Genomic DNA, 23,816 nt, shown 5'->3' with positions numbered 1-23,816 from the left:
TTGCGTAATCGTCCTGACGAACCCGCGAGGAATTTTCCGCATGCGTGTGGAAGCCAGGTGGGGGAATGGCGAGCGCATGCGTGCGGGCGAAGATGACGTCCTTGCGCCGGGCGGCGTCCTGCGCGTGCAGGGCTGGTTGCCTCACGCCGGGCAGGCGCGCCGGACGGCCGGCGGTGGGCCCGGGGGCTGGGGGCTGCGCCTGAATGCGGATCTCGTGCCGGGTGACCCCATGGCCTGGTGGGCTCTGTGCGGTCAGGTGTGGAACGGTGCTTGCGCGCCGTCCGTGCAGGGGTCCGCGTCCCCCGCGGGATAAGGATTTCCGTATTCCAGAAGCTGCCCCCCTCGGACACCTTTGGGCCACTGGCGGTCCACCAGCGGTCTACTGCCGGTCCACTGCGAAGAGAAAGAAAGCACGCTCCCCGGTTTCTCCCCAGTAACCGGGCAGGGTGCACTGCATGCAGTTCTTTCGGTGCGACTTGCTACGCAATGCTGTCGCTCTCTTACAGAACTGACAATAGGCCCTGCGGTTCCGCGTTGCCCAGGTGCACGTGCAGATGTCCGAAAACGGTACGGGGCGGCTCGTCCCGAAGATCTCGACGCAGCACGGGACTTACAGGTCAGCCACCCGATCGCGGCGGTTGCCGGTCGGATATGCGCGCGGTGCGGGCGTCCGTTTTCGGTAGGGCCGGAGAAGGGCCTGTCGGCCGAACGGCGCAAAGTCGCGCCTCTGTCCGGATCATGAAATGACGGCCCGGTGAATCTGTGACGACTTTCCGGCCCCGGCGTCCCGGAAAGCGCCGGACGGCCCCCTCGGCACGGGGCGGGCGCCCGGCCCCACCCGCCGCGGGCGACCCGGCCCTGAGGGGTGCGGGTGTGCGGCGTGCGCGACCGCGCGGACGGCCCCCCGCCGATGCGGGCGTCCGTCCCGACGGGAGGCGCTCCGCCGCCGAGCTACGTATAAAGGGCAAGGGGCAGTAAAGGGCAAGGCGCCAGGGCGGACGCCCCGGCGACGTGACCACGACACCCGGCGGAGGTTCCAGGCATGCAGCGGATGGCTTCCGACGACCCCGCCCGCGCCGCCCGCGGCCGTGCGGACGTCTCCCGTACGGAGGCCTCGCACGCCGGCGCCTCACACGGCGAGGCCTGGGGCGCCGACGTTTCCCGTGCCGACCGCGGCCGGGTCCGGCACGGTCCCCCGGCCCCGGACCCGGGCCTGCCCGTCCTCCCGGAACTCGCCGCCGTCCTCGCCGCCGCCGCGGGCCGCACCCTCTGCGAGCCGCCCGGCGGAGGCGCGGCCCTGCGCACGGCCGCCGCCGCGCACTGGCGGCTGAGGGGCCTCGGCGTCGGCCCGGACGGCGTGGTCGCCGCCCCGGGCGGGCCACCGCTGCTGTTCGCCCTGATGGCGGCCGTCGGGGGCGACGTGCTGCTGCCCAGGCCCTGCCCCGCCTGGTGGGCCCCGCAGGCACGGCTGCTCGGCGGCGGCCGGTCGGCGTTCCACGTGCCCACACCGGCCGAGTGCGGCGGCGTACCGGACCCGTACGCACTCATGGAGACCGTGCGGCGGGTACGGGACGAACACGGCGAGCCCCGGCTCCTGCTGCTCAGCGTGCCCGACGATCCGACCGCGACGGTCGCACCGCCCGAGACGGTCCGAGCCGTCTGCGAGGCCGCGCTCGCCGAGGGGCTCACCGTGATCAGCGACGAGACCTGGCGCGACACCGTGCACCGGCCCCGCGAGACGGTGTTCTTCAGCCCCGCCGAGATGTTCCCCGACCACGTCGTCGTCCTCACCGACCTGGCCGGTGCGCTCACCCCCACCGGCTGGCCCGCCGCCGTCGCCCGGCTGCCCGCCACCGCGCACGGCGCGCACCTGCGCGCCCGTGCCCTCGACGTGCTCGCCGCGCTCGGGGCCGCCGTCCCCGCCCCGGTCGCCGAGGCCGCCGCGTACGCCCTGAACGACCCGGAGCCCGTCGTGGCCAGGGCGGCGGCTGCCGCCGCGCTGCACGCCCGGGTCCAGGGCGCCGTGCACCGGGCGGTGCTCGCGGCCGGGGCCCTCAGCCGGCCCCCGGTGGCCGGTCGCCACCTCTACGCCGACCTCGACCCGCTGCGCGAGGGGCTCGCCGAGCGCGGCGTCACCGACTCCATGGAGCTGGAGGACTACCTCACCGAGCGCCTCGGCACCCCGGTCCCGGGCGGCCACCGCTTCGGCGACCCGCTCGGCGCCCTGCGGGTGCGGCTGTCCACCGCGCCCCTGCTGGGGGCAACCCCGCAGCAGCGGATGGAGTCCCTGACGGCGGAGGAACCGCTTGAACTTCCGCATATGGAGCAGGCGTTGAACGACCTGGGTGCCACCCTCGCCGAACTGGGCTGACCACACCGCCGCACGGAACCGCCCCGCACCGACCGCATCGCACCGCACCGAATCGCACCGACCGCCCGCGCCGAGTCCGAAAGCCGTCCCCGCAGCCGCAGCCGCACCCGCACACGTCCCCGCAGCCGTGTCCGCCGTCGCACCCGCAGACGTACCCCGCCGCCGAACGGAGCCCCTCGATGACGGAACAGACCGAAATCACCGACCCTCCCGAACGGGCCGCGGGCCGCGCGTCGGACCTGGCGGAACGATCCCGGCAGCCCGCACGTTCCTCCGGAACCCGGCCCCTCTGCGAGGTCCGCACCTCCTCCTGGCCCCGTACCTTCGCCGACCGCCTCACCGCGCCCCTCCCCGGGGTGCGCGCGCTCGCCCGGCTGGCCCGCGAAGGCGCGATGCGGCCGGGCCGCGAGGGGCTGCGCGACATCGCGAGACTGCCCTTCGAGCCGGGCCCGCTGCCCCTCGTCGACGCGACGACGATCGCCGTCACCTGGGCGGGCCACGCCAGCTGGGTCGTACGCATCGGAGGGCTCACCGTGCTCACCGACCCGGTCTGGTCCCGCAAGATCCTCGGCACCCCCGCCCGCGTCACCCCCGTCGGGGTCCGCTGGGAGGACCTGCCGCCCGTCGACGCCGTCGTCATCAGCCACAACCACTACGACCACCTGGACGCCCCCACCCTCAAGAGGCTGCCGCGCGACACCCCGTTGTTCGTCCCGGCAGGCGTCGCCCGCTGGTGCCGCCGCCGCGGCTTCACCCACGTCACCGAGCTGGACTGGTGGGAGGGCGCCGAACTGGACGGCGTACGGCTCGACTTCGTCCCCGCCCACCACTGGAGCAAGCGCTCCCTCGTCGACACCTGCCGCACCCTCTGGGGCGGCTGGGTCCTGACCGACCGGCACGGACAGAGCGTCTACTTCGCGGGCGACACCGGATACGGCCACTGGTTCCGCGAGATCGGCGACCGCCATCCCGGCCTCGACCTGGCACTGCTCCCCATCGGCGCGTACGACCCCCGCTGGTGGCTGCGCGACGTCCACCTGGACCCGGAAGAAGCGGTACGGGCCTGTGCGGACGTCGGTGCCCGGCGGATGGCCCCCATGCACTGGGGCACCTTCGTGCTCTCCGCCGAGCCGGTGCTCGAACCCCTCACCCGGGTCCGCGCCGCCTGGGAACACGCGGGCCGCCCGCGCGAAGAGCTCTGGGACCTGCCGGTGGGCTCGTCCCGCGTCCTCGCGTAGCGCACCGCACCGTCCGCACGCGACGCACACCCGGCCGTGCCCCGCCCCCGCTTCAGGCCGTCGCCCGCCGCACCCGCCGCCACAGCGAAGGCACCCCGCTGATCAGCAGCGTCAGGACGACCGCCGCCACCACGCCCTCCCACGGCCGGTCGAACAGCACACCGCCGAGCACCCCGACCAGCTGGTACGCCGCGGCCCACGCCAGACAGGCCGGTACGTCCCCACGGGCGAACCGGCCGATCGGCATCTTCGCCAGCAGGCACGCCAGCATCACCGGAATCCGCCCGGCCGGAACCAGCCGGGACAGCGTCAGCACCTGCGACCTGTGCTCCTCCAGCTTGTGCCGGGCCTGTTCGAGCCGGTGCCGCGGCGCCCGCCTGCGCAGCGCGTCCAGCCACTTCGACCCGTGCTCGGAGCGCACCCCGCGCACCCCCAGCCAGTACAGCGCCAGGTCACCCACGAACGCGCCGGCCGCCGCCACCACGAAGACCAGCAGCAGCGACACCGGCGGCATGCTCTGGTGCAGCGCGACCACCGCCGCCGTACTCACCAGCGCTCCCGTCGGCACCACCGGCACCAGTGCTCCCAACGCCACCAGGGCGAAGAGTGCCGGATAGCCGACCGCCTGCTGCGTGGCCTCCGCCGGAACCCGCACGTCCACTGCCTGCGCGGCCTCCAGAACCCACTGCGCGGCCACCGATCTGCCGCTCACGCGAGCCCCTCCGTCCGTACGCTCTCGCCGTGCTCCAGCCGGTGCACCGCCACCTCCGGCGCCAGCGCGGCAGCCTTCCGTACGAACTCCTGGCCCGGCGTGTGGAACTCGTGGGGCCGCACCCCGTCCAGGCCGATCGGCCAGTACGTCCCGTAGTGGATCGGCACGGCGTGCCGCGGGCCCAGCGCGGCCAGCGCCTGCGCCGCCCGGCCCGCGTCCAGGTGCCCGGCACCGAGTCTCGGCCCCCAGCCGCCGACCGGCAGCAGTGCCGCGTCCACCGGGCCGACCGCCTCCGCCAGCCCGTCGTACAGCCCGGTGTCCCCGGCGAAGTAGGTGGCGGACGCGCCCTCGACGACGTACCCCAGCGCGGGACAGCGGTGCGGGCCCACCGGCAGCCGCCGCCCGTCGTGCTCCGCGTGCACCGCCCGCACCGTCAGCGTGCCGATCCGCAGGGTCTCGCCGGGCGCGATCTCGGCCGTACGAAACCGGCGCAGCCCCGGCACCTGGCGCACCGCACCGCGCGGCACGACCACCAGCGTGCCGGGGGCCAGCCGGGCCAGTGACGGCAGGTGCAGGTGGTCGGAGTGCAGGTGCGAGATCAGCACCGCGTCGGCGCGCGCCGCCTCGGCGGTCGGCAGCGCGCCGCCGCGCCGCCGCAGGTGGGCGAACCGGCGCACGAACAGCGGATCGGTCAGGACGCGGACCCCGGAGTCCTCGACCGTGCAGGTCGCGTGCCCCCACCAGGTGATGACGGTTCCCGCGCTGTTCTCGCTGCTCAACTGGACCGGACTCCTTCCGCGACGCCCGACCCACCCTACGGCGCCCCCCGCGCCGCCGGTGTGCGCCTCCTCGCGCCGGGCCGCGCGGAGTAGGGTCGGCGGCGACAGCGGCGAAGGGGACGGGTCATGGACGACGCACGCACGGACACCGACGACGTCCGGGTCGCGGTCATTGCCAGCCTGACGCCTCTTGAGGAGCTCGACCGCGACCCCTTCCTGGTGGACACCCGCAGCCAGCACGCGATGTGCGTCCGGTGGGCCGCCGACAAGGGGTACGTCGTCACCCGCCAGCTCGTCCTGCACGGCCTGCGCCCCGACCACCGCGCCCTGTGGGCCGACGTCGACGCCGGAGCCGTGGACTTCTTCGTCGTCCCCAACGAACGTGTCCTGGAGCAGGCCCTCGCCTCCGCCCGCGACTTCTCCGCCGAGTGCGAGAGACGGGGCGTACGACTGGAGACGGCGGGGCTCGACGAGCCGGTCTACAGCGCGCCGATGAAGGCCGACGTGCACCGCAGGCTCTCGATGCCGACGGCCGGATACGACGGCTGTTGATCCGGTTTGCAAGGATCTTGCCGGGATCCTGCCGGAACGGTCCCGTCCGCTGTGACAGGCTGACCGGACAGATCCGGCAGCAGCCTGGGAACAGGCCCGACACACAGGTGGGTACGGCGTGGTGGCCGAGGGGCGCGGGCGAAGAATCGGCTGGCGGCGGGCGGGCGGAGCGCTCCTGAGAGTGGTCACCGTCTGGGCGGTGTCCACCCTCACCATGCTCGCGCTCGCCGGGATCCTGCCCGACTTCCAGCTCCAGAGCGACGACAACGAGAGCGTCACCCGCGTCGCCCTCACCGCGGGCTCGGCGGCCGCTGCCTTCGGTCTGCTGTCCGCCCTGGTGTGGCCGATCGCGGTGCGCGCGCTCCTGCTCGTACCGGCCCTCGTCCTCGGCCTGCTCGTCTTCTTCCTCAACGGCTCGCTGCTGCTGATCGCGCTCAGCGTGATCCCCGACGGCAGGGGCGAGGCCGACCCGCAGACCGCCGTGGTCGTCGCCGCCGTCATGTCCGCCGTCGCCTCCGCCACCTCCACCGCACTCGCCGTCCGCGACGACGACGCGTACCGGCGCAGGCTCTCCCGGCTGGCCCAGCGCCGCCGCGGCGGCCGACGCGACGAGGGCAGGCACGGCATGCCCGGCACCCTCTTCCTCCAGCTCGACGGCCTCGGCCACGACACCCTGTGCCGCGCCCTGGACCAGGGGCTGATGCCCACCGTCGGGCGCCTGCTCGGGCGGAACCCCGCCGACGACCTCCCGGCCGCGGGCGAACCCCCGACCACGTTCCCCACCCACCGGCTCACCCCCTGGCGCACCGACTGGTCCAGCCAGACCGGCGCCAGCCAGCTCGGCATCCTGCACGGCTCCAACCACGACGTCCCGGCCTTCCGCTGGTACGAGAAGGAGACCGGCCGCACCATGGTGTGCTCCAGCCCGGCCAGCACCGCCGAGCTCCAGCACCGCGCCGTCGCACGCACCGGCGACGGCGGCCTGCTCACCTTCGACGGGGCCAGCCGCGGCAACCTCTTCTCCGGCGGCGCCGACCAGCTCGCCCTCGTCCTGTCCATCGCCGCCCGCCGAGGCCCCAACAACCGCTCCCGCGCCGGATACTTCGCGTACTTCTCCGACCCCGCCAACGCGGTCCGCACCGCCATGTCCTTCGTCGCCGAGGTCGCCCGCGAGATCCGCTCCTCGCTGCGCTCCCGGCTCCGCAAGGAGACCCCGCGCATCGGCCGCGGCGGCCTCTACCCCTTCATCCGGGCCTTCGCGACCGTCGTCGAACGCGACGTCGTGGTCGCCGCCGTCATAGGGGACCTGCTCTCCGGCCGCACCGCGATCTACGCCGACCTCGTCGCCTACGACGAGGTCGCCCACCACTCGGGGCCGCGCAGCCGCGACGCCGACCAGATCCTGCGGCGCCTCGACCGCTCCCTCGCCCTGATCACCAAGATCGCCGAGCACGCCCCGCGCGCGTACCGGATCGTCCTGCTCTCCGACCACGGCCAGAGCCCCGGCGAAACCTTCGCGGGCCGCTACGGCCTCACCCTGCGCGACTACGTCCGCGCCAGCTGCGGCCTGCCCGTCTCGCGCCGCGCCCAGCGCACGACCAGCGGCTCCGAGGCCCGCGACGCCGTGCGCACCGTGCTGCACCGGCCGGTCAGCGGTACGGAGGACGCGACGCCGCCGGTACCGGCGGGCTCCGACGGTTCCTCCGACGCCACCCGCTCCGACCCGATCGTCCTCGCCTCGGGCAACCTCGGCCTGATCAGCTTCCCCGACCTCCCGGGCCGCGCCACCCGCGAGGAGATCGACCGCCGCCACCCCGCCCTGCTGCGGACGCTCGCGGGCCACCCGGGCGTCGGGTTCCTGCTCGTACGGAGCGAGGAGCACGGGGCGGTGGTGCTCGGCTCCGGCGGCGCGGAGATCCCGCTGCCCGAACTCCGCGACGGCGAGGGCCCGCTGAAGCCCTTCGGCAGGGGCGCCGCCGACGCGGTGCGCCGCACCGACGGCTTCCCGCACACCGCCGACATCATGGTCAACTCCTCGTACGACCCGGAATCGGGCCACGTGCACGCCTTCGAGGAGCAGATCGGCTCGCACGGCGGTCTCGGCGGCGAACAGACGCGCCCCTTCCTCCTCTCGCCCCTCACGCTCTCGCCGCCGGTCGACGACGGAGCCGAAATCGTCGGCGCGGAAGGCGTTCACCAGGTACTTCGCCGCTGGCTGCGCGAATGCCAGGGCCCCCAGGTGCCCGTCGGGCCCACGCAGAATTCCTCGTCGACGGTCCTCACCGAAGGAGGTTTTCCCGCCACGGACCGTGCCGTACAGGATGAAAAGGCTTGATTTTGTGCATGCTTCCCCGTACCCGACCATGGCAGTCGCCCGGCGACCCCGGTCACTTCGTACGGCGAGAGGCACCACCCCATGCACGACACCGGACCCGTTCCGCAGTCGGATCCGGCTGACACCGCCGAAGATCCCCAGGACCGGAGCAAGCACGCCCGCCGATTCGGTCTCGGCATTGCCACCACCCTCGTCATGGGCAACATCATCGGCGGCGGGATCTTCCTGCTCCCCGCCTCCGTCGCCCCCTTCGGCACCATCAGCCTGGTCGCCTTCGGCGTCCTGACGCTCGGCGCGATCTGCCTCGCGCTGGTCTTCGGCAAGCTCGCCGCCCAGCACCCCAAGACGGGCGGCCCTTACGTCTACGCCCGCGAGGCGTTCGGCGACTTCGCCGGATTCCTGGCCGCCTGGAGCTACTGGATCACCGCCTGGGTGTCCAACGCGGCACTCGCCGTCGCGGCCGTCGGCTACCTCGACGTACTGATCCCGCTCGGCGACTCCAAGTTCGCGATGATGCTCGCCGCCTTGGTCATCCAGTGGCTGCCCGCAGCGGCGAACCTCGCGGGCACCCGCTACGTGGGCGTGGTGCAAGTCGTTGCCACCGTCCTGAAGTTCGCACCGCTCCTGCTCGTCGCGATCGGCGGACTCTTCACCTTCAGCGCGGACAACCTCGGCCCGTTCCAGGCGAGCGGCAGCGGCGCCGTCGGCGCGGTCTCGGCGTCCGCCGCGATCCTGCTCTTCAGCTACCTCGGCGTGGAGTCGGCCGCCGTCAGCGCGGGCGAGGTCCGCAACCCGCGCCGCAACGTCGGGCGGGCCACCATCCTCGGCACCCTGGGCGCCGCGTTCGTCTACCTGCTCGGCACCCTGTCGGTCTTCGGCAACGTCCCGCACGACAAGCTCGTCGAGTCCGGTGCGCCCTTCTCCGACGCGGTGAACCACATGTTCGGCGGCACCTGGGGCGGCACCGTCGTCGCCTGCGCCGCCCTGATCTCCATCCTCGGCGCACTCAACGGCTGGACCCTGCTGAGCGCCCAGACCCCGTACGCCGCCGCCCAGGACGGTCTCTTCCCCGCGGTCTTCGCCACGAAGCGGCGCGGCGTCCCGACGGTCGGCGTCATCGTCACCGTCGTCCTCGCCTCGCTCCTCACCGTCTACAACTACACGGCGGGCTCCGACGGCGTCTTCGAAGTACTCGTCCTGGTCACCACCTTCACGGCCACCGTCCCCTACCTCCTGGCGACGGCCGCCCAGTTGTACTTCCTCCTCTCCGGACAGTCGGCGCGGGTCGACAGGGGACGTCTCGTACGGGACGGCGTCCTCGCCGCCCTGGCCGCGGGCTTCTCGATGTGGCTGGTCGCCGGATCGGGCTATGCGGCGGTCTACCAGGGAGTCCTCTTCCTCTTCGCGGGCGTGCTCGTGTACGCGTGCATGTCGGCCCGCAAGAAGCGGTCGGCCGCCGCCGCGTAATTGGGATGCGGCGCGGTGTCCGGTACGCAGATGATGGCGCGTACCGGACATTCGTCCTCCGGGGCCCCGAACCCCGGTCGATGCCCCTTCGCCGACCCCCGAGGAAGCTCCCGCGTGCAGGCAGCAGTCACCGTCACCCCCGCCCAGATCCCCGAGCTGCTGCTCGGGCTCGCGACCGTACGGCCGGTGTTCCTGTGGGGAGCGCCGGGCATCGGGAAGTCCTCCCTGGTACGGAAGTTCGCGGATTCGCTGGGTCTGGAGTGCGTGAGCCTGCTGGGGACCCAGTTGGCGCCCGAGGACCTCATCGGGGTGCCGCAGATCCGCGAGGGGCGGTCGGTGTTCTGCCCGCCGGAGGCGATCGCCCGCGACGAGCCGTACTGCCTCTTCCTGGACGAGTTGAACGCGGCGAGCCCCGACGTGCAGAAGGCGTTCTACTCACTCATCCTCGACCGGCGGATCGGCTCCTACGAACTGCCCGCGGGGAGCATCGTCATCGGCGCAGGCAACCGGGCCACCGACAACGCGCTCGCCAGGCCGATCGCATCCGCCCTGGTCAACCGGCTCACCCATGTGCACCTGCGGGCCTCGTCCGCGGACTGGCTGGTGTGGGCGGGCGAGAACGGCATCCACCCGTGGGTGGTCGACCACCTGGGCGACCGCCCCGACCACCTGTGGTCGCCCGCGCCCAAGACCGAGGAGCCGTTCTCCACGCCGCGCTCCTGGCACATGCTCTCCGACGCGCTGCACTCCTTCGGGCCGACCCTCGACGAGGAGACGCTGAAGGTCGTCGCCCACGGCACGCTGACCCCTGCGCACGCGGTGGCCTTCTGCGGGTACGCGAAGATCGTCCGCCATGCCTACGGGCTCGACGCGATCCTCAAGGGGGACGCGGCCTGGCCGGGCCGGGTCGAGGACCGCGACCTTCTGTACTACCTGGCGGACGCCTTCCGGGGGCGGCTGGCGAAGGAGCTTCCGGCGGAGAAGACGCACGTCTCGCCCGCCGTGCAGCAGACGGCCTACCGGGCGAAGTCGCTGCTCGTGCAGTTGGCCGAGATCTCGGTGGAGGTCGCGCAGACGGTCATCGCGCAGGACGCGGACGGGCTGCCGGTGCTGCCGGCGTGGTTCCTGGTGGAGGCGGCACGGGACATGCCGCGCTTGGTGGAGGCGCGGAGGTAGGGCCTCCGGCCCGGGGCCGGTGGGGCCGGTGGGGTGGGAGCGGTGGGGGTGCGTGGTCGTCGTGCGGGTGCGTCGTGGCTGATCGCGCAGTTCCCCGCGCCCCTAAACGCCTGCCCCCGTGGGCGGCTGACGCCGCCGACCCTGGCCGCCTGGCCTCCTTGGGCAGCGGGGCCGCCCCCCCACGCGGAGCGCACCCGCCCCCGACCGCACGCCCTCGCCCCGACGGACGGACCCATGACCCCTCCCCGCACCCCCGCGAAGACCCGCAAGGACAAGCCCGATCCCGCCACCGAGGCCTTCGCCGCCGGGCTCGCCCTCGTCAAGCGCAATCCTGCGCTCGCCGCCGTCGAAGCCACCGTCTGCCGTGAAGCGAAGTGCGCCCGGGTCTCCTACGACGGCCTCGTCGCCGTCAGTTCCAACGGCGTCCTGCACGTCCACCCCAAGCGCCGCGCCGAGCCCGTCGCATGGGCGTGGGCGATCGCCCATGCCCTCCTCCACCTCGGCTTCGGCCACGTCCCCGCGGACAAGGGGGAGCGGGTGCAGCCCACCGCCGCGCAGGTCGCGGCCCGCTGCGCCGTGGTCAACCGGTTCCTCGCCGCCTCGCCCGTCGGCCGTGTCCCGGACGACCTCCCGGCCGCGTACCCGGGCAGTGACGAGGAGGAGCTCGCCGCCCGCTGGCACCGCGACGGCATTCCGGACGCGTTCCGGCACGGCGGGACGAACGGCAGCGACCCCGACCAGATCCTTACCCCGTGGGAGACCTGGGGAGGTCAGGGCCCGCCCCCGGACCACCAGCTCGCCTTCGCGCACGCCCTCACCCGTACCGTGTCCGCCACCATGGACGTCGCAGGCGGCCGGCGGGACGCTCTCACCGGGGAACGGGTCGCCCAGCAGCCCTGGGACCGGGCCCTCAACTGGTTCGTGTCCTCGTACCCGCTGCTCGGCGGCATCGCCGCCGGGCTGAAGGTCGTCGCCGACGCCGAACTCGCCCGCGCCCACGACATCTCCGTCGCCGCCGTCGACGCCACCGCCGGAGAGATCTACGTCAACCCGCTCAAACGCTTCACCGACGAGGAGTGGCGCTTCGTCCTCGCCCACGAAATGCTGCACGCCGCCCTGCGGCACGGCGAGCGTGCGGGCCCGCGCGACCCGTACCTCTTCAACGTCGCCGCCGACTACGTCATCAACGGCTGGCTGGTCGAGATGCGGGTGGGCGACATGCCCGAAGGGCTGTTGTACGACGCCGGGTTGAAGGGTCTTTCGACGGAGGAGGTGTACGACCGTATCGCCACCGACCTGCGCCGCCGCCGCCGTCTCGCCACCCTGCGGGGCAAGGGCGTCGGCGACATCCTCGACCGCCCGATCGGGCAGGTCCGCGACTACGTCGACCTCGACGAGTTCTACCGGCGCGGCCTCACCCAGGGCTTCGACCTGCACGGGTACGGCGAACGCGGGCTGCTGCCCGCCGGGTTGGTCGAGGAGATCAGGGCGCTGTCGCATCCGCCGGTGCCGTGGGACGCCCAACTGGCGCGCTGGTTCGACGAGTTCGTGCCACGACCGGTCGCACTGCGCACGTACGCACGGCCCTCGCGCCGGCAGGCGTCCACCCCCGGCATTCCGCGTGCGGGCCGCTACTTCCCGCCCGAGGAGGTCGCCCGCTGCACCTTCGGCGTCGTGCTCGACACATCGGGGTCGATGGACAGGACCCTGCTCGGCAAGGCGCTCGGCGCCATCGCCTCGTACGCCGAGGCCCGCGAGGTACCGGCGGCGCGGGTGGTGTTCTGCGACGCCGCACCGTACGACGCGGGCTTCCTGCCGCCGAGCGAGATCGCCGGGCGGGTACGGGTGCGGGGACGCGGCGGCACCGTGCTCCAGCCGGGCATCGACCTGCTGCTGCGGGCCGACGACTTCCCCGCGTCGGCGCCGCTGCTGGTCATCACGGACGGCTGGACCGACTTCCTGCGGATCAGGCGCGAGCACGCGTTCCTGATCCCGCAGGGGGCGTCCTTGCCGTTCACGGCCCGGGGGCCGGTGTTCCGGGTCAAGTGAGCGTGTGCTCAAGGTCCCGGGTGAGTGTGCGTGTACTCAAGGGCCTGGGTGAACTGGGCGTGTACTCAGGCCGGTTGAGCGCCCACTCAGAATCCGGTGACCCTCTTGCGGCGGCGCAGCCACAGCGCACCGCCGCCCGCGAGCAGCGCCGCACCCGCCGCCGCGCCGCCCGCCAGGACCGGGTCCATGCCCAGCAGGGTGGAGTCCCCGGCGTCGTCCGCCGGCTGCACCCTCGTCGGTTCCGCGCCCGCCGCCTGCGTGCCCGTCGGCCACAGGTTCATGTCGCTCGAACACACCACGGGAACCTGCGACTTGGGGAGGTACGCACACACCGTGCTCGCCGCCCGGAGCGCCCCCGCCTGCGCGGAGCCGAGCGTCGCCGACGACGTCAGCACCGTCTTGCCGTGGCCCCGCACGTCGGCCGTCCACACCGCCTTGCCGCCCGACACCTTCGCCTGCTGGCCGGCCGCGGCGGCGGACGCACCCGAGGGCAGCGCCTGTTCGATGCGCAGACCGGCGAGGTGAGCGGGGCCCTGGTTCTGCACGGTCACGGTGTATGCCAGTCTGGCGCCCGAACTGACGGTGTCGACACCGTCGGTGAGGGTGATCGACATGGCGGGCAGGTTCTTCTCGTCCGCGCTCGCGGACGTACCCGCACCGAGGAGCAGCAGGGGCACGGAGACGAGGGCGGCGGCGGTACGGGTCGTGCGGACGGGCATGGGATCCCCTTCGGGAGGGCCGTGGGACGGCGGGCCGGTGATCGGGTGGCCCATCCGAGCACCGCTCACCGGCCGGACCCCGGCCACCGGGCCGCCGACCCGCCGGGATTCACCCGCCCGCACGCGCCGCGGGCCGGGCGGTCGCCGTCGCGCGCAGGTGGTCCACCGTGGCCCGGTCCGCGGGCAGGAGCGTCTCGATGGCCAGCTCGGCCACGGTCACGTCCATCGGAGTGTTGAAGGTGGAGATCGACGACACGAAGGACAGCACCTGCCCGCCGTGCTCGATCAGCAGGGGCAGCGCGAAGTAGGCGTACGGCGGGTCAACGGGCCGGGCAGGACCTGCGGGCTCGGGCGGCAGCGGATACGCCGCCACCTCGTCGTACAGCGCGCGCAGGGGTGCCGACCTGGCCAGGGCGATCTGCCGTTCCATCTGGTGCAGCAGGTGCCCGCGCCACTCGGGGAGGTTGCGGATGCGCGGGGCGAGGCCCTCGGGGTGCAGGGTGAGGCGCATCGCGTTCAGCGGGGCGGCGAGAAGGTGTTCGGCGACGCCGTCGAGGAACATCGCGATGCCGTTGTTGGCGGCCACGACCGTGTACGTGCCGTCGACGACCATCGCCGGGTAGGGCTCGTACCCCTGGAGCAGTTGCTCGATGCCGGCCCGCAGCGCTCCCATCGCGGGGTCGTCGAGCGGGGTCTCGGCGTACTGCGGGGCGTAACCGGCCGCCAGCAGGAGATCGTTGCGCTCCCGCACCGGGACGTGGAGGTGCTCGGCGAGCTTCAGCACCATGTCGGGGCTGGGGCGGGAGCGGCCCGTCTCGATGAAGCTGATGTGCCGGGCGGACGAGTCGGCGCGCAGCGCGAGCTCCAGCTGGCTCAGCCGCCGGTTCTCGCGCCAGTGGCGCAGCATCGCGCCAACTCCCTGGTGAGTGGAGAGGGTTGTCATGCGAAGAAGGTATCCGGAGCCGTGGCGGCCCGCGGGCGCCCCGAAGTTCGTCGAGGCGGCGCAGGATCCCGGCATCCAGCACTGGAGCCGTCCGGGGCCGGTGACCGTGGAAGAGGCGGAGCGGCGGATCGAGCGGTGGGCGGAGCGGTGGCGGAGCGAGGCGTCGGCGGTCTTCGCGATCGCGGAGCCCGGGGGAGGGGAGGTGGTCGGATCGGCAGGGGTGGCGGACATCCGGTTGGCGCAGGGCCTCGGCGAGATCGTCTACCGGCTGCTGCCCGCCGGACGCGGCAGGGGCACCGTCGTCGAGGCGGCGCTGCGGCTCACCCGCTGGGCGCTCGACGACCTGGGCCTGCACCGGGTGCGGCTGACCCACTCCACGGCCAACCCGGCGTCCTGCCGCGTTGCCGAGAAGGCCGGATTCACGTACGAAGGGACCATGCGCAGTGCCCTGCTGCACGCCGACGGCTGGCACGACGAGCATCTGCACGCGCGGGTGCAGGGCGATCCCTGGCCGTAGCAGGGGCAACTTCGTGCAGAAGGTGGCAGGCTGATCCGACACACGTGGTGAGCCGGACCGGCATCGAAGGGAGCCCGACCATGGCCAATGAGCCCTTGTCGCAGAAGGAGATCGAGGACCGGCTGCGCGAACTTCCCGGCTGGTCGCTGGAGGGGGACCGGATCGCCCGCACGTACCGGCTCGGCACGCACTTCGCGGCGGCTGCCATGGTCGTCCATGTGGCGGGAATCCAGGACGAGTTGGACCACCACTCGGACCTCGTGCTGAGCTATCGCACCCTCGCGCTGTCCGTGAACACGCACAGCGCGGGCGGCGCGGTCACCGAGCAGGACTTCGAGCTGGCCCACCGGGTCGAGGACATCGCACCGGGACACGGCGCGAGCTGACCCTCCTCCGGTACGGGGCGGAGCGCTTGCGGTACGGAGCGGGTCACGCCACCCCGCTCTCGCTCTCGCTCCCGCCTCCGCTGGTGCCGATTGCGCCGCCGCTCCTGCCGCTCGCGCTGCTGTCGCCGCCGCCCCCGCCTCCGCCCCGTGCGCCGAAGCCGGGGCGGGGCCCCTGTGCAAGCCACCGCGTGTAGCTGGCGCTGCGGGCCACCGCTTCCGCGTAGGCGACGCCCGTGTACCCGGCCACTGCCTTCGCGGCGTCGGCCGCGGGGGCTCCCGGGTGCCAGCCCAGCAGATGCCGCCAGGCCAGCGGCGCCCCGGCCAGCGGTCTGGTCACGATCCCGGCGGCGGGCGGGAACGTGGCCCGGCACAGGCCCACCGCCCGCCCCACCTGCACCAGATGCACGCACGACGCGGTGTCCGTCTCGTACACCTGCACAGGGGTGAACCCGGCCTGCGCGCACGCCGCGGTGAAGCAGTCCGCGAAACAGCCCTCGCCCGGCACGTCCGTCCAGCACTCGCCGGACAGCCGCGACAGCTCCAACTGCTCCTCCCCGGCCAGCGGATGGCTCTCGGGGAGCATCACGAACACCGGGTCGATCCCCACCACCTCCCAGCTCAGCCGGTTCGTCGCGGGCGGACGGCTCTCGCCGCAGGTGCCGATCAGGGCGAAGTCGAGGCGTCCCTCGACCAGCATGGTGCTGATCTCGCCGACCGACCAGGTCGTGTGCGTCGTGACCGGCACCGTGGGCCGCGCCGTGGCCAGCTGGTCCACCAGGCCGCCGAGCAGCGGGCCGTGCGTCGCGCCGAGCCGGAAGCGGTCCAGATGCGCCCAGGAATTGGCGAACCGGACCGCGTCCTCCTGGAGTTCCTGGACCGCGGGAAGCAGTATCCGGGCCCGGTTCAGGACCAGTTCCCCCAGCGGGGTCGGCCTGGATCCCGTGTGGTCGCGGTCGAACAGCGGCCCGCCCAGGGCCCGTTCGATCCGCCGCAGCTGGGTGCTGAGCGCGGGCTGCGCAAGCCCGAGCGCGGCTGCGGCCTTGGTGAGACTTCCGGCATCGGCAATGGCCCGTACGGTCCGCAGGTGGCGCAACTCCAGCTCCATACCGGCAAGTTATGGGGCTCGGATACACCCGGCAATACACGTGCGCCAGTTGTGTCGTACGGACTGTCGGTGGCGGCCACGGGCGGCGCGGGCCGTGGCCCGCGCCAGCCGTCCCTCAGTGTCCCCAAACCTCCTGAGCGAACCCCCGGAAGTCCCGCGGCTCCCGCCCGAGCACCCTGCGCACCGTGTCCGTCGTCGACGCGTTGTGCCCGTCCAGCAGCATGCCGAACAGCTCCGCCACCCACTGCGCCTCCGGCGCGGCGAGGCCGTGCTGCTGGAGCGCCTCGGCGTACTGAGCCACCGACACCGGCAGGTACCGCACCTCCCGCCCCGCCGCGCGGCCGATCTCCGCCGCCACCTCCGCGAAGGTGAGGAGACGGGGGCCGGTCACCTCGTGGACCTGGCCCGTGTGACCGTCCTCGGTCAGGGCTGCCACGATCACGTCCGCCAGGTCGTCCGCGTCCACCCACGGCTCCGCCGTCTCCCCGCCGGGGAAGGCGATCTCACCGGCCGCCACGCCCTCGGCCATCGGGCCCTCGCTGAAGTTCTGCGCGAAGAACGCGCTCCGTACGATGGTGAGTTCGTCCGAGGCCGGGGCCGAGGCCGGGTCCGAGCCCGCCGCCCACGCCCCGCGCAGCGCCTCCTCCGCCTCCGCCGCGTCCGGCTCGCCGCGCCCCGACAGCAGGACCAGGCGCCGTACTCCCTGCTCCCTCGCCACCCGGCCGAACGCCCGCATCGCGTCCACCGCGCCCGGCGCCGCCAGGTCCGGGTAGTACGCGACGTACGCCGCGTCCGCGCCCGCCAGTGCGGGGCCCCAGCTCCCCTCGTCCTCCCAGTCGAACCGCACCTTGCCCTCGCGCGATCCGGCCCGCACGTCGGCGCCGCGCGCCGCCAGCCTTTCCGCCACCCGGCGCCCGGTCTTGCCCGTGGCCGCCGTCACCAGCACCGTGTTCACGTTCTCGTTCGCGTTCTCGTTCGTTGTCATGACTCAAGGTTCGTCCCGGCGGGCTGGACGGGCCATGCTCCACAGGCTCACTTCCATACGCGTGAGTCCAACTTGCCCCCCGGTCGGAGTCCCTCCCCGGCTAGAGTCGCGGCCATGGACGCACTCGCCGGTCTCCTCGACGGGCCCCGTGCCCGCGGAGCCTTCCTCCTGCGGGCCGTGATGGACCCGCCCTGGTCGATACGCATCGAGGACGGGGCCCCGCTCACCCTGATGTGCATGACCCGCTCGACCGCCTGGGTCATGCCGGACACGGGCGACCCCGTGCTGCTGCGCCCGGGCGACATCGCCATCGCGCGCGGCCCCGACCCGTACACCTGCGCCGACACTCCGGCCAGTCCGGTACGGGCGCGGATCGGGCCCGGCGGAGTGTGCAGTTCCGAGCACGGGACCCCGCTCGCCGAGTCGATGCAGCTGGGCGTGCGGACCTGGGGCGACCGGGCGGACGGCGATGCGGTGATGCTCATCGGCACCTACCAGCTGGACGGGGAGGTCGGCCGGCGGCTCCTCGACGCGCTGCCCCCGCTGGCGTACCTCCCGAGCGAGGGCTGGAACTGCCCGCTGCTGCCCGTCCTGGAGGACGAGATCAGCCGGGACGACCCCGGGCAGAGCGTCTACCTCGACCGGCTCCTCGACCTGCTGCTGATCGCCTCGCTGCGGTCCTGGTTCTCCCGGCCGGAGGCCAAGGCGCCCGCCTGGTACCGGGCGATGGGCGACCCGGTCGTCGGCCGGGCGCTGCGGCTGATGCAGAACGAACCCGCCCGCCCCTGGACGGTCGCCTCGCTCGCCGCCGAGACCGGGGTGTCGCGGGCCGGACTCGCCCGCCGGTTCACCGAGCTGGTGGGCGAGCCGCCGATGGCGTACCTCACCGGGTGGCGGCTGACGCTGGCCGCCGATCTGCTGAGGGCGACGGACGCGACGGTGGAGGCGGTCGCCCGGAAGGTCGGCTACAGCGGTTCCTTCGCGCTGAGCGCCGCCTTCAAACGGGTGCGCGGCGTCAGCCCCCAGGAGCACCGCAGGGCGGCTGCGGGCTGACGCCGTTCAAGACCGTACAGTGCTGACTAGCCGTCAATCAGCGTTACGGCTTCGGGAGTTGGCACCCGGCGGCCGTCAGGTCGATCTTGCTGCCGACCCCGATGCACGGCACCATGCCGTACGTCTGCTGGCCGTAGTTGATGCCCTGGTGCACGGTCACCTTGCCGTTCTCGTCGACCTCGCAAGGGTTGTTGTCCGTGCACTCCTCGCCGGACTCGTTGCCGGTGTTGTTGACGGCGACGACCTTGCCGGTCGCGTCGTCGAGCACCGGGGAGCCGGACGTGCCGCCGATGGTCTTGCAGTCGGAGGTGTAGCGGACCGAGTCCTTCCAGGTCCAGTTGCCCTCCTTCAGCTGGTGGGCGAAGCCGTCGACCTTGCAGCTGTACGTCTTCTTCCAGTAGCCGGACACCACGGTGATCGCCTTGCCCTGCGCGGGGCGTGCGGTGTCGAACTCCAGCGCCTTGACGCCGTACTGGCTCTCTATCTGGGCGTAGGTGCTGGTGAGCTGGTACAGCGAGACGTCCGTGTCGGTCATCGTGCCGTACGCGATCTTGCTGGCCTTCAGCGTGCCGAGCTCCTTGGCCGCACCGTCGAGGAGCTTGAAGGTACGGGTCGACGACTTGTCGACCACGACTTCGCCCGGGGCGGGGAAGCCCGACTCCAGGCAGTGCCCGTTGGACATCACCAGGGCCGGGTCTTCCGGCTTCGCGGTGGGAGTCCGGACGACGGAGCCGGAACAGTTGCTGAGCGCGACCGTTCCCGCGAAGTCGACCGCCTTGACCTTGGCCTTGCCCTTGGGTGCGGCCTTCGTGGGGGAGGCCTTCGTGCTGGTGGTGCCGGTGGCCGGAGCCGTGTCCTGGCCCGTGGCCGCGAACGCGGGTGCCGCGCCTGCCCCGACGAGCAGGGTGGCGAGGAATGCGCCGACGAGAGGCTTCTTCATGTGGGGGTCCCCTCAATGCCATATGTGACCGGAGCTGCTTCGCGCCGGTTTGTCATGGGCATTGTTCGGGGATTTGTGGCACCGGACAAGGGGGTGTCTGTGAGGCTGCTGTGCGTATTGCGGCGCAGGTGAACACAATTGGCCCGCGCCGCCATACGACCTCCGTGCCTACTCGGTGCCTAGGACTTGTCGGCGGGCTGCGGCAGGCGGCAGCCCCAGCGGTCCAGGTCCACCTTGCTGTTCCAGGAGATGCAGCGGGCGATGCCGTACGTCTGCTGGGCGTAGTTGATGTGGTGACGCACCGTCACCCTGCCGTGCTTGTCCACTTCGCACGGGTTGTTGAGGGTGCAGCGCTCGCCGTCGTTGTTGCCCGTGTTGTTGACCGCGAGGACCTTGCCGGTGCGGTTGTCGATCACCGGGGAGCCGGAGGTGCCGCCGATGGTCTGGCAGTCGGAGGTGTACCGGAGGGAGTCCTTCCAGGTCCAGTCGGCCTCCTTCAGCCGGTACACGAAGCCGTCGACCTTGCAGCTGTAGGTCTTCTTCCAGTACCCGGAGACGACCGTGATGTCCCGGCCCTTCCTCGGGTGCTCGGTGTTGAGCTCCAGCGCCTTGATCCCGTACTGGTTCTCGATCTGCGCGTAGGTGCTGGTCAGCTGGTACAGGGAGATGTCCGTGTCGGTCATCGTCGCGTACGCCAGCTTGCTCGCGGTCAGCGTGCCGACCTTCTCCGCCTTCGCGTTGAGGAGGCTGAAGGTGCGCTTCGACGGCAGGTCGACGACGACCTCACCGGCGCCGGGCATGTCCTGCTCGGTGATGCAGTGACCGTTGGACAGGATCAGCGCCGGGTCGTTCGGCCGCGACTGCGGCATGCGCACCACGGAGCCCGAACAGTTGCTGAGTGCGACCGTCCCGGCGAAGTCGACCGGCTTCGGCTTCGACAGTGCGGCTGCCGCGGTGCTCGGTGCGGACTGCGCGGACTTCGCGGTGGTGACCGCGGTGTCCTGGCTCGTGGCCGCGATCGCGGGTGCCGCACCGGCTCCGAGGAGCGTCAGTGCGAGCAGTGCACCGAGGTAAGGCTTGCTCATGCGGGGGTCCCCCTCCAGTGACGAATGTCAGGGGCATTCTTGGAGGGGGACGTGCGGCGGGCAAGGGTTTTGGTCGAATCAAGGAGATCATGTGACCGTCAACGGACTTTCCCTGCCGGTCAGTTGGCCGGAACTGTCTCCAACTGCCACCACTGGAAGGGGGAGTCGGTGTCCTCCCACTGCTGCACCCGCCCACCGTCTTCCATGCTGCGGTCCGCGACTTCGAGCAGCAGTCCGCTGATGTAGCTCACCAGGCTCACCCGGCCCGGCGCGTCCGGGTGCCGCTCGACGATCCACTCCTGGGCGCCGAAGTTGTTGGCCGCCCACTGCTGGATGCGCACGCCGTTCTCGACCTTGGCGCCCGCGACGTCCAGGCGCTTGCCGCTGGCGGCGCTGACGACGTGGTGCAATCCGCTGCCCTCGTGGACCGGGGTCAGCACCCAGTGCTGGGCGGTGGCTCCGGAGTCCTTGCCCTGCTGGACGGGGGCGCCGCTGCCCTTCGCGCCGCCGCGCACTTCGAGGAGCAGCCCGCTGCCGGCGTTGCGCAGCAGATACGTGCCCGAGGGGGCGGCGTGGGTCATGAACGTGCCTCTCGGGCAGGGGAGTCGACGGTCGGGGAGGACCCGGCGGGGGAGATCCCGGCGGGGGAGACCTCTGCGGGAGAGATCTGGGCGGGAGAGATCTCTGCGGGGGAGTCGAGGACCGCGTCGAGCAGTCCCGGGAAGCGTGCGTCGAGGTCGGCCCGGCGCAGCTCGATCGCCTTGTAGCGGCCGACCTTGTGCTCCCGGGTCACCCCGGACTCCCGCAGTACCCGCCAGTGGTGGGTGGCGGTCGCCTTGGTGACTTCGAGGGGCAGGCTGCCGCAGGTCCGCTCGCCCTCGGACGAGGCGAGCTCGCGCACGATGCCGAGCCGTACCGGATTGCCCAGGGCGGCGAGGACGTCCTCGATGAGGAGCTGCGCGCGGTCGGGGTGGTGCATGGCCATGCAGGTGAGTGTACGACGACCTTCGTACGGTGTCCGGTTTGCACCCGTGACGGTTCGACCATAAGGTTTATTTCGTACAGTCGTACAGTCGTACAGTCGTACAGTCGCAGTGTCGTAGTCACCGGAGGACCCGCCATGCCCGTCACCCTCGTCACCGCCGCCGCCTCGGGCATCGGCAGGGGCATCGCCACCCAGCTGGCGGGAGCGGGCCACACGGTCTCCCTCTTCGACCTCGACCCGGCCGTCACCGCCCTCGCCGAGGAGCTGGGCGCCGTCGCCACCGTCGGCTCGCTCACCGAGCCCGCCGACCTCCAGCGCTTCGTCGACACCACCCTCGACCGGTACGGCCGCATCGACGCGGTCGTCAACGGGGCGGGTCACGCCAGGAACGACGAGCTCCTCAAGGTCACCGACCAGCAGTGGCACGACGGCCTCGACATGCTGCTGCTCAGCGTCGTCCGCATGGCCCGCCTGGTCACCCCGCACATGGAGGCGGCCGGCCGCGGCGCCTTCGTGAACCTGTCCTCGTACACGGCCTTCGAGCCGATGGGCGTGGTCCCCGTCAACTCCAGCCTGCGCGCCGCTCTCTCCAGCTTCACCAAGCTGTACGCCGACCAGTACGCCGCGAGCGGCATCCGCATGAACAGCCTGCTGCCCGGCTACGTCAACAGCCGGCCCGAGGACCCCGACTTCCTGGCGAAGATCCCGGCCGGCCGCTACGCCACGGTCGAGGAGATCGGCAAGCTGGCCGCCTTCCTCGTCTCCGACGACGCCGCGTACATCAACGGCGAGAGCATCCGCATCGACGGCGGTGCGGGCCGTTCGCTCTGAGGTATGACCCGGATGGCAGGCTATGGCCATGACATCTGTAGAGGTGCGTACCGCTTACGGAGTTGTACGGGGCCGGGTCGAGGGGGAAGCCGGGGCGGCGGGCGGGCGGGGGCTCGCGGTCTTCTGGGGAATCCCCTTCGCCCAACCACCGGTCGGCGCACTGCGTTTCGCGGCGCCCGTGGCCCCGGCCGCATGGGAAGGCGTACGGGACGCCTGCGCGTTCGGCCCGCCGCCGCCCCAGTCGGGGCCCGTCCCCGTGCCTTCGGAGGCGACGGGCGACGAGTGGCTCACGGTCAACGTGTGGTCGCCGCAGGCTCGCGCGGAGGGTGGGCCGCTGCCCGTCCTGGTGTGGATGCAGGGCGGGGCGTACGTCTCCGGCTTCTCCGGCGACCCGATGTACGACGGCGCCCGGCTGGCTCGTCGAGGGCTGGTGGTCGTCACCTTCAACTACCGTTTGGGGGTCGAGGGTTGGGCCCGTATCGAGGGTGCGCCCGACAACCGCGGACTGCTCGACCAGATCGCCGCCCTGGAATGGGTGCGGGACAACATCGGTGCCTTCGGCGGCGATCCGGACCGTGTCACCGTCTGCGGCGAGTCCGCCGGTGCCGGTTCCATCGCCACGCTGCTCGCCGTGCGGCCCGCCGCAGGGCTGTTCCGGCGGGTGGTCGCCCAATCCGTCCCCGGCATGTACTGCACGCCCGCCCTGGCCGCCGACTTCACCGCGGCGCTCGCCGAGCGGCTCGGGGTGGCCCCGACGGTGGCCGGGCTCGGCGCGGTCGAGCCCCAGCGGCTGGCCGCGGAGATCTCCGGCTTCCTGCGGGAGCTGCCCGCGCACGGTGACCGGTGGGGGCGCGCGGCCCACCTGGCCGCGCCCTTCTCGCCCGTACTGGACGGGGAACTGGTTCCGGAAGCCCCCTGGCAGGCGCTGAAGGACGGGCGGGCGAACGGCGTCGAGCTGCTGACCGGGCACACCCAGCACGAGTTCCGGCTGTTCCTGGCGATGATGGGGCTGCCCACCTTCACCGAGGAGCAGGCGGACGCGGCCCTGCGCCGGTTCGCACCGGCCCCGGAAGGTCCGGCGGCCTACCGGGCCGGATTCCCCGGAGCCACTCCCACCGAACTCTTCGAGACCGTCCACTCGGACGTCCTCTTCCGGATGCCTACGGCCAGGCTCGCCGAGACGAACGCGGCTGCGGGCGGGACGACGTACCTCTTCGAACTGACCTGGCCGGCACCGGTGAGGGGCGGCGAGTACGGCGCCTGCCACAGCCTCGACGTGCCGCTGCTGTTCGGTACGTTCGACAGCCCGGACGGCCGGATGCTCCTGGGGGAGGACCCGGGCGACGAGGCGCGGGCGCTCGCGACGGAGATCCAGGACGCGTGGGTGGCCTTCGTGAAGGACGGGAACCCGGGCTGGGCGCCGTACGACACCGAGGGCCGGCTGGCGCGGGTGTTCGACGGGAAGGGGGGCGCGGACGCGGTGGTGTACCCGGAGGAGGTCTCGCGGAGGATCTGGGCCGACGCGGAGATCGAGCCGTTCGGCCTTCCGGGAAAGTGACCGAGCTGTTCGGCCTTCCGGGAAAATGAC

At 72.5% G+C, this 23,816-nt stretch carries 22 protein-coding genes; 12 read left to right on the top strand and 10 right to left on the bottom strand.

The genetic code is table 11. The features are described from left to right. Positions 1-1,042 precede the first annotated feature (1,042 nt). A complete protein-coding gene (locus ACWGIG_RS16545) occupies positions 1,043-2,371 on the top strand; it encodes an aminotransferase class I/II-fold pyridoxal phosphate-dependent enzyme (protein ID WP_453322304.1) in 1,329 nt (442 codons plus the stop codon). Between the two features lie 179 nt (positions 2,372-2,550). Further along, positions 2,551-3,609, top strand: coding sequence for an MBL fold metallo-hydrolase (locus ACWGIG_RS16540; protein WP_453322303.1), 1,059 nt, complete (start codon positions 2,551-2,553; stop codon positions 3,607-3,609). A gap of 52 nt (positions 3,610-3,661) precedes the next feature. On the opposite strand, the gene ACWGIG_RS16535 is transcribed toward ACWGIG_RS16540, so the two are convergent. Together ACWGIG_RS16535 and ACWGIG_RS16530 are read right to left on the bottom strand one after the other, a co-directional pair. Next, positions 3,662-4,270 (bottom strand): DedA family protein, encoded by a 609-nt coding sequence (locus ACWGIG_RS16535; RefSeq protein ID WP_453322312.1) that lies wholly within the window; start codon positions 4,268-4,270, stop codon positions 3,662-3,664. Positions 4,271-4,317: 47 nt separating this feature from the next. Next, a complete protein-coding gene (locus ACWGIG_RS16530) occupies positions 4,318-5,100 on the bottom strand; it encodes an MBL fold metallo-hydrolase (RefSeq protein ID WP_453322302.1) in 783 nt (260 codons plus the stop codon). Between the two features lie 126 nt (positions 5,101-5,226). On the opposite strand from ACWGIG_RS16530, the gene ACWGIG_RS16525 reads away from it, so the two are divergent. From ACWGIG_RS16525 to ACWGIG_RS16505, 5 genes are all read left to right on the top strand, one after another. Continuing rightward, positions 5,227-5,652: a hypothetical protein gene (locus ACWGIG_RS16525; RefSeq protein WP_453322301.1), complete on the top strand. Its 426-nt coding sequence runs from the start codon at positions 5,227-5,229 to the stop codon at positions 5,650-5,652. Between the two features lie 175 nt (positions 5,653-5,827). Beyond that, on the top strand, positions 5,828-7,987 hold the full coding sequence (locus ACWGIG_RS16520; protein WP_453322311.1) for a phage holin family protein: 2,160 nt from the start codon (positions 5,828-5,830) through the stop codon (positions 7,985-7,987). Positions 7,988-8,068: 81 nt separating this feature from the next. Further along, positions 8,069-9,454 carry an amino acid permease gene (locus ACWGIG_RS16515; RefSeq protein WP_453322300.1) on the top strand — a complete coding sequence of 462 codons (1,386 nt, stop codon included), beginning with the start codon at positions 8,069-8,071 and terminating at the stop codon, positions 9,452-9,454. Between the two features lie 114 nt (positions 9,455-9,568). After that, positions 9,569-10,630, top strand: a complete 1,062-nt coding sequence (locus tag ACWGIG_RS16510; RefSeq protein WP_453322299.1) for an ATP-binding protein — start codon at positions 9,569-9,571, stop codon at positions 10,628-10,630. A 234-nt stretch (positions 10,631-10,864) separates the two neighbouring features. Then, positions 10,865-12,679: a vWA domain-containing protein gene (locus ACWGIG_RS16505; protein ID WP_453322298.1), complete on the top strand. Its 1,815-nt coding sequence runs from the start codon at positions 10,865-10,867 to the stop codon at positions 12,677-12,679. Positions 12,680-12,765: 86 nt separating this feature from the next. Here the strand turns inward: ACWGIG_RS16505 and ACWGIG_RS16500 are convergent, their stop codons facing one another. Then, on the bottom strand, positions 12,766-13,398 hold the full coding sequence (locus ACWGIG_RS16500; RefSeq protein WP_453322297.1) for a hypothetical protein: 633 nt from the start codon (positions 13,396-13,398) through the stop codon (positions 12,766-12,768). A 109-nt stretch (positions 13,399-13,507) separates the two neighbouring features. After that, on the bottom strand, positions 13,508-14,341 hold the full coding sequence (locus ACWGIG_RS16495) for a helix-turn-helix domain-containing protein (protein WP_453322296.1): 834 nt from the start codon (positions 14,339-14,341) through the stop codon (positions 13,508-13,510). On the opposite strand from ACWGIG_RS16495, the gene ACWGIG_RS16490 reads away from it, so the two are divergent. Together ACWGIG_RS16490 and ACWGIG_RS16485 are read left to right on the top strand one after the other, a co-directional pair. Further along, positions 14,340-14,858 carry a GNAT family N-acetyltransferase gene (locus ACWGIG_RS16490; RefSeq protein ID WP_453322295.1) on the top strand — a complete coding sequence of 173 codons (519 nt, stop codon included), beginning with the start codon at positions 14,340-14,342 and terminating at the stop codon, positions 14,856-14,858. The two genes, ACWGIG_RS16495 and ACWGIG_RS16490, sit on opposite strands and share 2 nt — an antisense overlap. A gap of 80 nt (positions 14,859-14,938) precedes the next feature. Then, entirely contained in the window at positions 14,939-15,244 is a 306-nt protein-coding gene (locus tag ACWGIG_RS16485; protein ID WP_453322294.1) for a 4a-hydroxytetrahydrobiopterin dehydratase, read from the top strand. Positions 15,245-15,287: 43 nt separating this feature from the next. On the opposite strand, the gene ACWGIG_RS16480 is transcribed toward ACWGIG_RS16485, so the two are convergent. Beyond that, complete coding sequence (locus tag ACWGIG_RS16480; protein ID WP_453322293.1) at positions 15,288-16,349, bottom strand: LysR substrate-binding domain-containing protein; 1,062 nt, start codon at positions 16,347-16,349, stop codon at positions 15,288-15,290. Between the two features lie 115 nt (positions 16,350-16,464). Further along, entirely contained in the window at positions 16,465-17,334 is an 870-nt protein-coding gene (locus ACWGIG_RS16475) for an NmrA family NAD(P)-binding protein (RefSeq protein WP_453322292.1), read from the bottom strand. A gap of 114 nt (positions 17,335-17,448) precedes the next feature. Here ACWGIG_RS16475 and ACWGIG_RS16470 point away from each other — a divergent pair, with 114 nt between their 5' ends. Beyond that, positions 17,449-18,387 (top strand): cupin domain-containing protein, encoded by a 939-nt coding sequence (locus tag ACWGIG_RS16470; RefSeq protein ID WP_453322291.1) that lies wholly within the window; start codon positions 17,449-17,451, stop codon positions 18,385-18,387. A 43-nt stretch (positions 18,388-18,430) separates the two neighbouring features. Here ACWGIG_RS16470 and ACWGIG_RS16465 read toward each other — a convergent pair whose 3' ends face one another. From ACWGIG_RS16465 to ACWGIG_RS16450, 4 genes are all read right to left on the bottom strand, one after another. Beyond that, positions 18,431-19,327, bottom strand: a complete 897-nt coding sequence (locus ACWGIG_RS16465; protein ID WP_453322290.1) for a S1 family peptidase — start codon at positions 19,325-19,327, stop codon at positions 18,431-18,433. A gap of 179 nt (positions 19,328-19,506) precedes the next feature. Then, complete coding sequence (locus ACWGIG_RS16460) at positions 19,507-20,412, bottom strand: S1 family peptidase (protein WP_453322289.1); 906 nt, start codon at positions 20,410-20,412, stop codon at positions 19,507-19,509. Positions 20,413-20,531: 119 nt separating this feature from the next. Continuing rightward, positions 20,532-20,993 carry an RICIN domain-containing protein gene (locus ACWGIG_RS16455; protein ID WP_453322288.1) on the bottom strand — a complete coding sequence of 154 codons (462 nt, stop codon included), beginning with the start codon at positions 20,991-20,993 and terminating at the stop codon, positions 20,532-20,534. Further along, on the bottom strand, positions 20,990-21,397 hold the full coding sequence (locus ACWGIG_RS16450; protein ID WP_453322287.1) for an ArsR/SmtB family transcription factor: 408 nt from the start codon (positions 21,395-21,397) through the stop codon (positions 20,990-20,992). Before ACWGIG_RS16450 ends, ACWGIG_RS16455 begins: the two co-directional genes overlap by 4 nt. 135 nt (positions 21,398-21,532) lie before the next feature. Between ACWGIG_RS16450 and ACWGIG_RS16445 the strand changes: the two genes are divergently transcribed. Both ACWGIG_RS16445 and ACWGIG_RS16440 read left to right on the top strand, forming a co-directional pair. Beyond that, positions 21,533-22,228 (top strand): SDR family oxidoreductase, encoded by a 696-nt coding sequence (locus ACWGIG_RS16445; RefSeq protein ID WP_453322286.1) that lies wholly within the window; start codon positions 21,533-21,535, stop codon positions 22,226-22,228. 28 nt (positions 22,229-22,256) lie between these two features. Then, complete coding sequence (locus ACWGIG_RS16440; protein WP_453322285.1) at positions 22,257-23,786, top strand: carboxylesterase/lipase family protein; 1,530 nt, start codon at positions 22,257-22,259, stop codon at positions 23,784-23,786. The last annotated feature ends 30 nt before the right edge of the window (positions 23,787-23,816 follow it).

The organism is Streptomyces sp. NPDC054863 (assembly GCF_053610825.1).
The sequence above is the reverse complement of the archived record's forward strand: the minus strand, read 5'-3'. Positions and strand labels throughout refer to the sequence as shown.

What these genes read in the sequence shown, in the direction of transcription:
- ACWGIG_RS16545 (WP_453322304.1), top strand. Translation starts at nt 1,043, where the DNA reads ATGCAGCGGATGGCTTCCGACGACCCCGCCCGCGCCGCCCGCGGCCGT.
- ACWGIG_RS16540 (WP_453322303.1), top strand. Translation starts at nt 2,551, where the DNA reads ATGACGGAACAGACCGAAATCACCGACCCTCCCGAACGGGCCGCGGGC.
- ACWGIG_RS16525 (WP_453322301.1), top strand. Translation starts at nt 5,227, where the DNA reads ATGGACGACGCACGCACGGACACCGACGACGTCCGGGTCGCGGTCATT.
- ACWGIG_RS16515 (WP_453322300.1), top strand. Translation starts at nt 8,069, where the DNA reads ATGCACGACACCGGACCCGTTCCGCAGTCGGATCCGGCTGACACCGCC.
- ACWGIG_RS16505 (WP_453322298.1), top strand. Translation starts at nt 10,865, where the DNA reads ATGACCCCTCCCCGCACCCCCGCGAAGACCCGCAAGGACAAGCCCGAT.
- ACWGIG_RS16500 (WP_453322297.1), bottom strand. Translation starts at nt 13,398, where the DNA reads ATGCCCGTCCGCACGACCCGTACCGCCGCCGCCCTCGTCTCCGTGCCC.
- ACWGIG_RS16490 (WP_453322295.1), top strand. Translation starts at nt 14,340, where the DNA reads ATGCGAAGAAGGTATCCGGAGCCGTGGCGGCCCGCGGGCGCCCCGAAG.
- ACWGIG_RS16495 (WP_453322296.1), bottom strand. Translation starts at nt 14,341, where the DNA reads ATGACAACCCTCTCCACTCACCAGGGAGTTGGCGCGATGCTGCGCCAC.
- ACWGIG_RS16485 (WP_453322294.1), top strand. Translation starts at nt 14,939, where the DNA reads ATGGCCAATGAGCCCTTGTCGCAGAAGGAGATCGAGGACCGGCTGCGC.
- ACWGIG_RS16480 (WP_453322293.1), bottom strand. Translation starts at nt 16,349, where the DNA reads ATGGAGCTGGAGTTGCGCCACCTGCGGACCGTACGGGCCATTGCCGAT.
- ACWGIG_RS16475 (WP_453322292.1), bottom strand. Translation starts at nt 17,334, where the DNA reads ATGACAACGAACGAGAACGCGAACGAGAACGTGAACACGGTGCTGGTG.
- ACWGIG_RS16470 (WP_453322291.1), top strand. Translation starts at nt 17,449, where the DNA reads ATGGACGCACTCGCCGGTCTCCTCGACGGGCCCCGTGCCCGCGGAGCC.
- ACWGIG_RS16465 (WP_453322290.1), bottom strand. Translation starts at nt 19,327, where the DNA reads ATGAAGAAGCCTCTCGTCGGCGCATTCCTCGCCACCCTGCTCGTCGGG.
- ACWGIG_RS16460 (WP_453322289.1), bottom strand. Translation starts at nt 20,412, where the DNA reads ATGAGCAAGCCTTACCTCGGTGCACTGCTCGCACTGACGCTCCTCGGA.
- ACWGIG_RS16455 (WP_453322288.1), bottom strand. Translation starts at nt 20,993, where the DNA reads ATGACCCACGCCGCCCCCTCGGGCACGTATCTGCTGCGCAACGCCGGC.
- ACWGIG_RS16450 (WP_453322287.1), bottom strand. Translation starts at nt 21,397, where the DNA reads ATGGCCATGCACCACCCCGACCGCGCGCAGCTCCTCATCGAGGACGTC.
- ACWGIG_RS16445 (WP_453322286.1), top strand. Translation starts at nt 21,533, where the DNA reads ATGCCCGTCACCCTCGTCACCGCCGCCGCCTCGGGCATCGGCAGGGGC.
- ACWGIG_RS16440 (WP_453322285.1), top strand. Translation starts at nt 22,257, where the DNA reads ATGACATCTGTAGAGGTGCGTACCGCTTACGGAGTTGTACGGGGCCGG.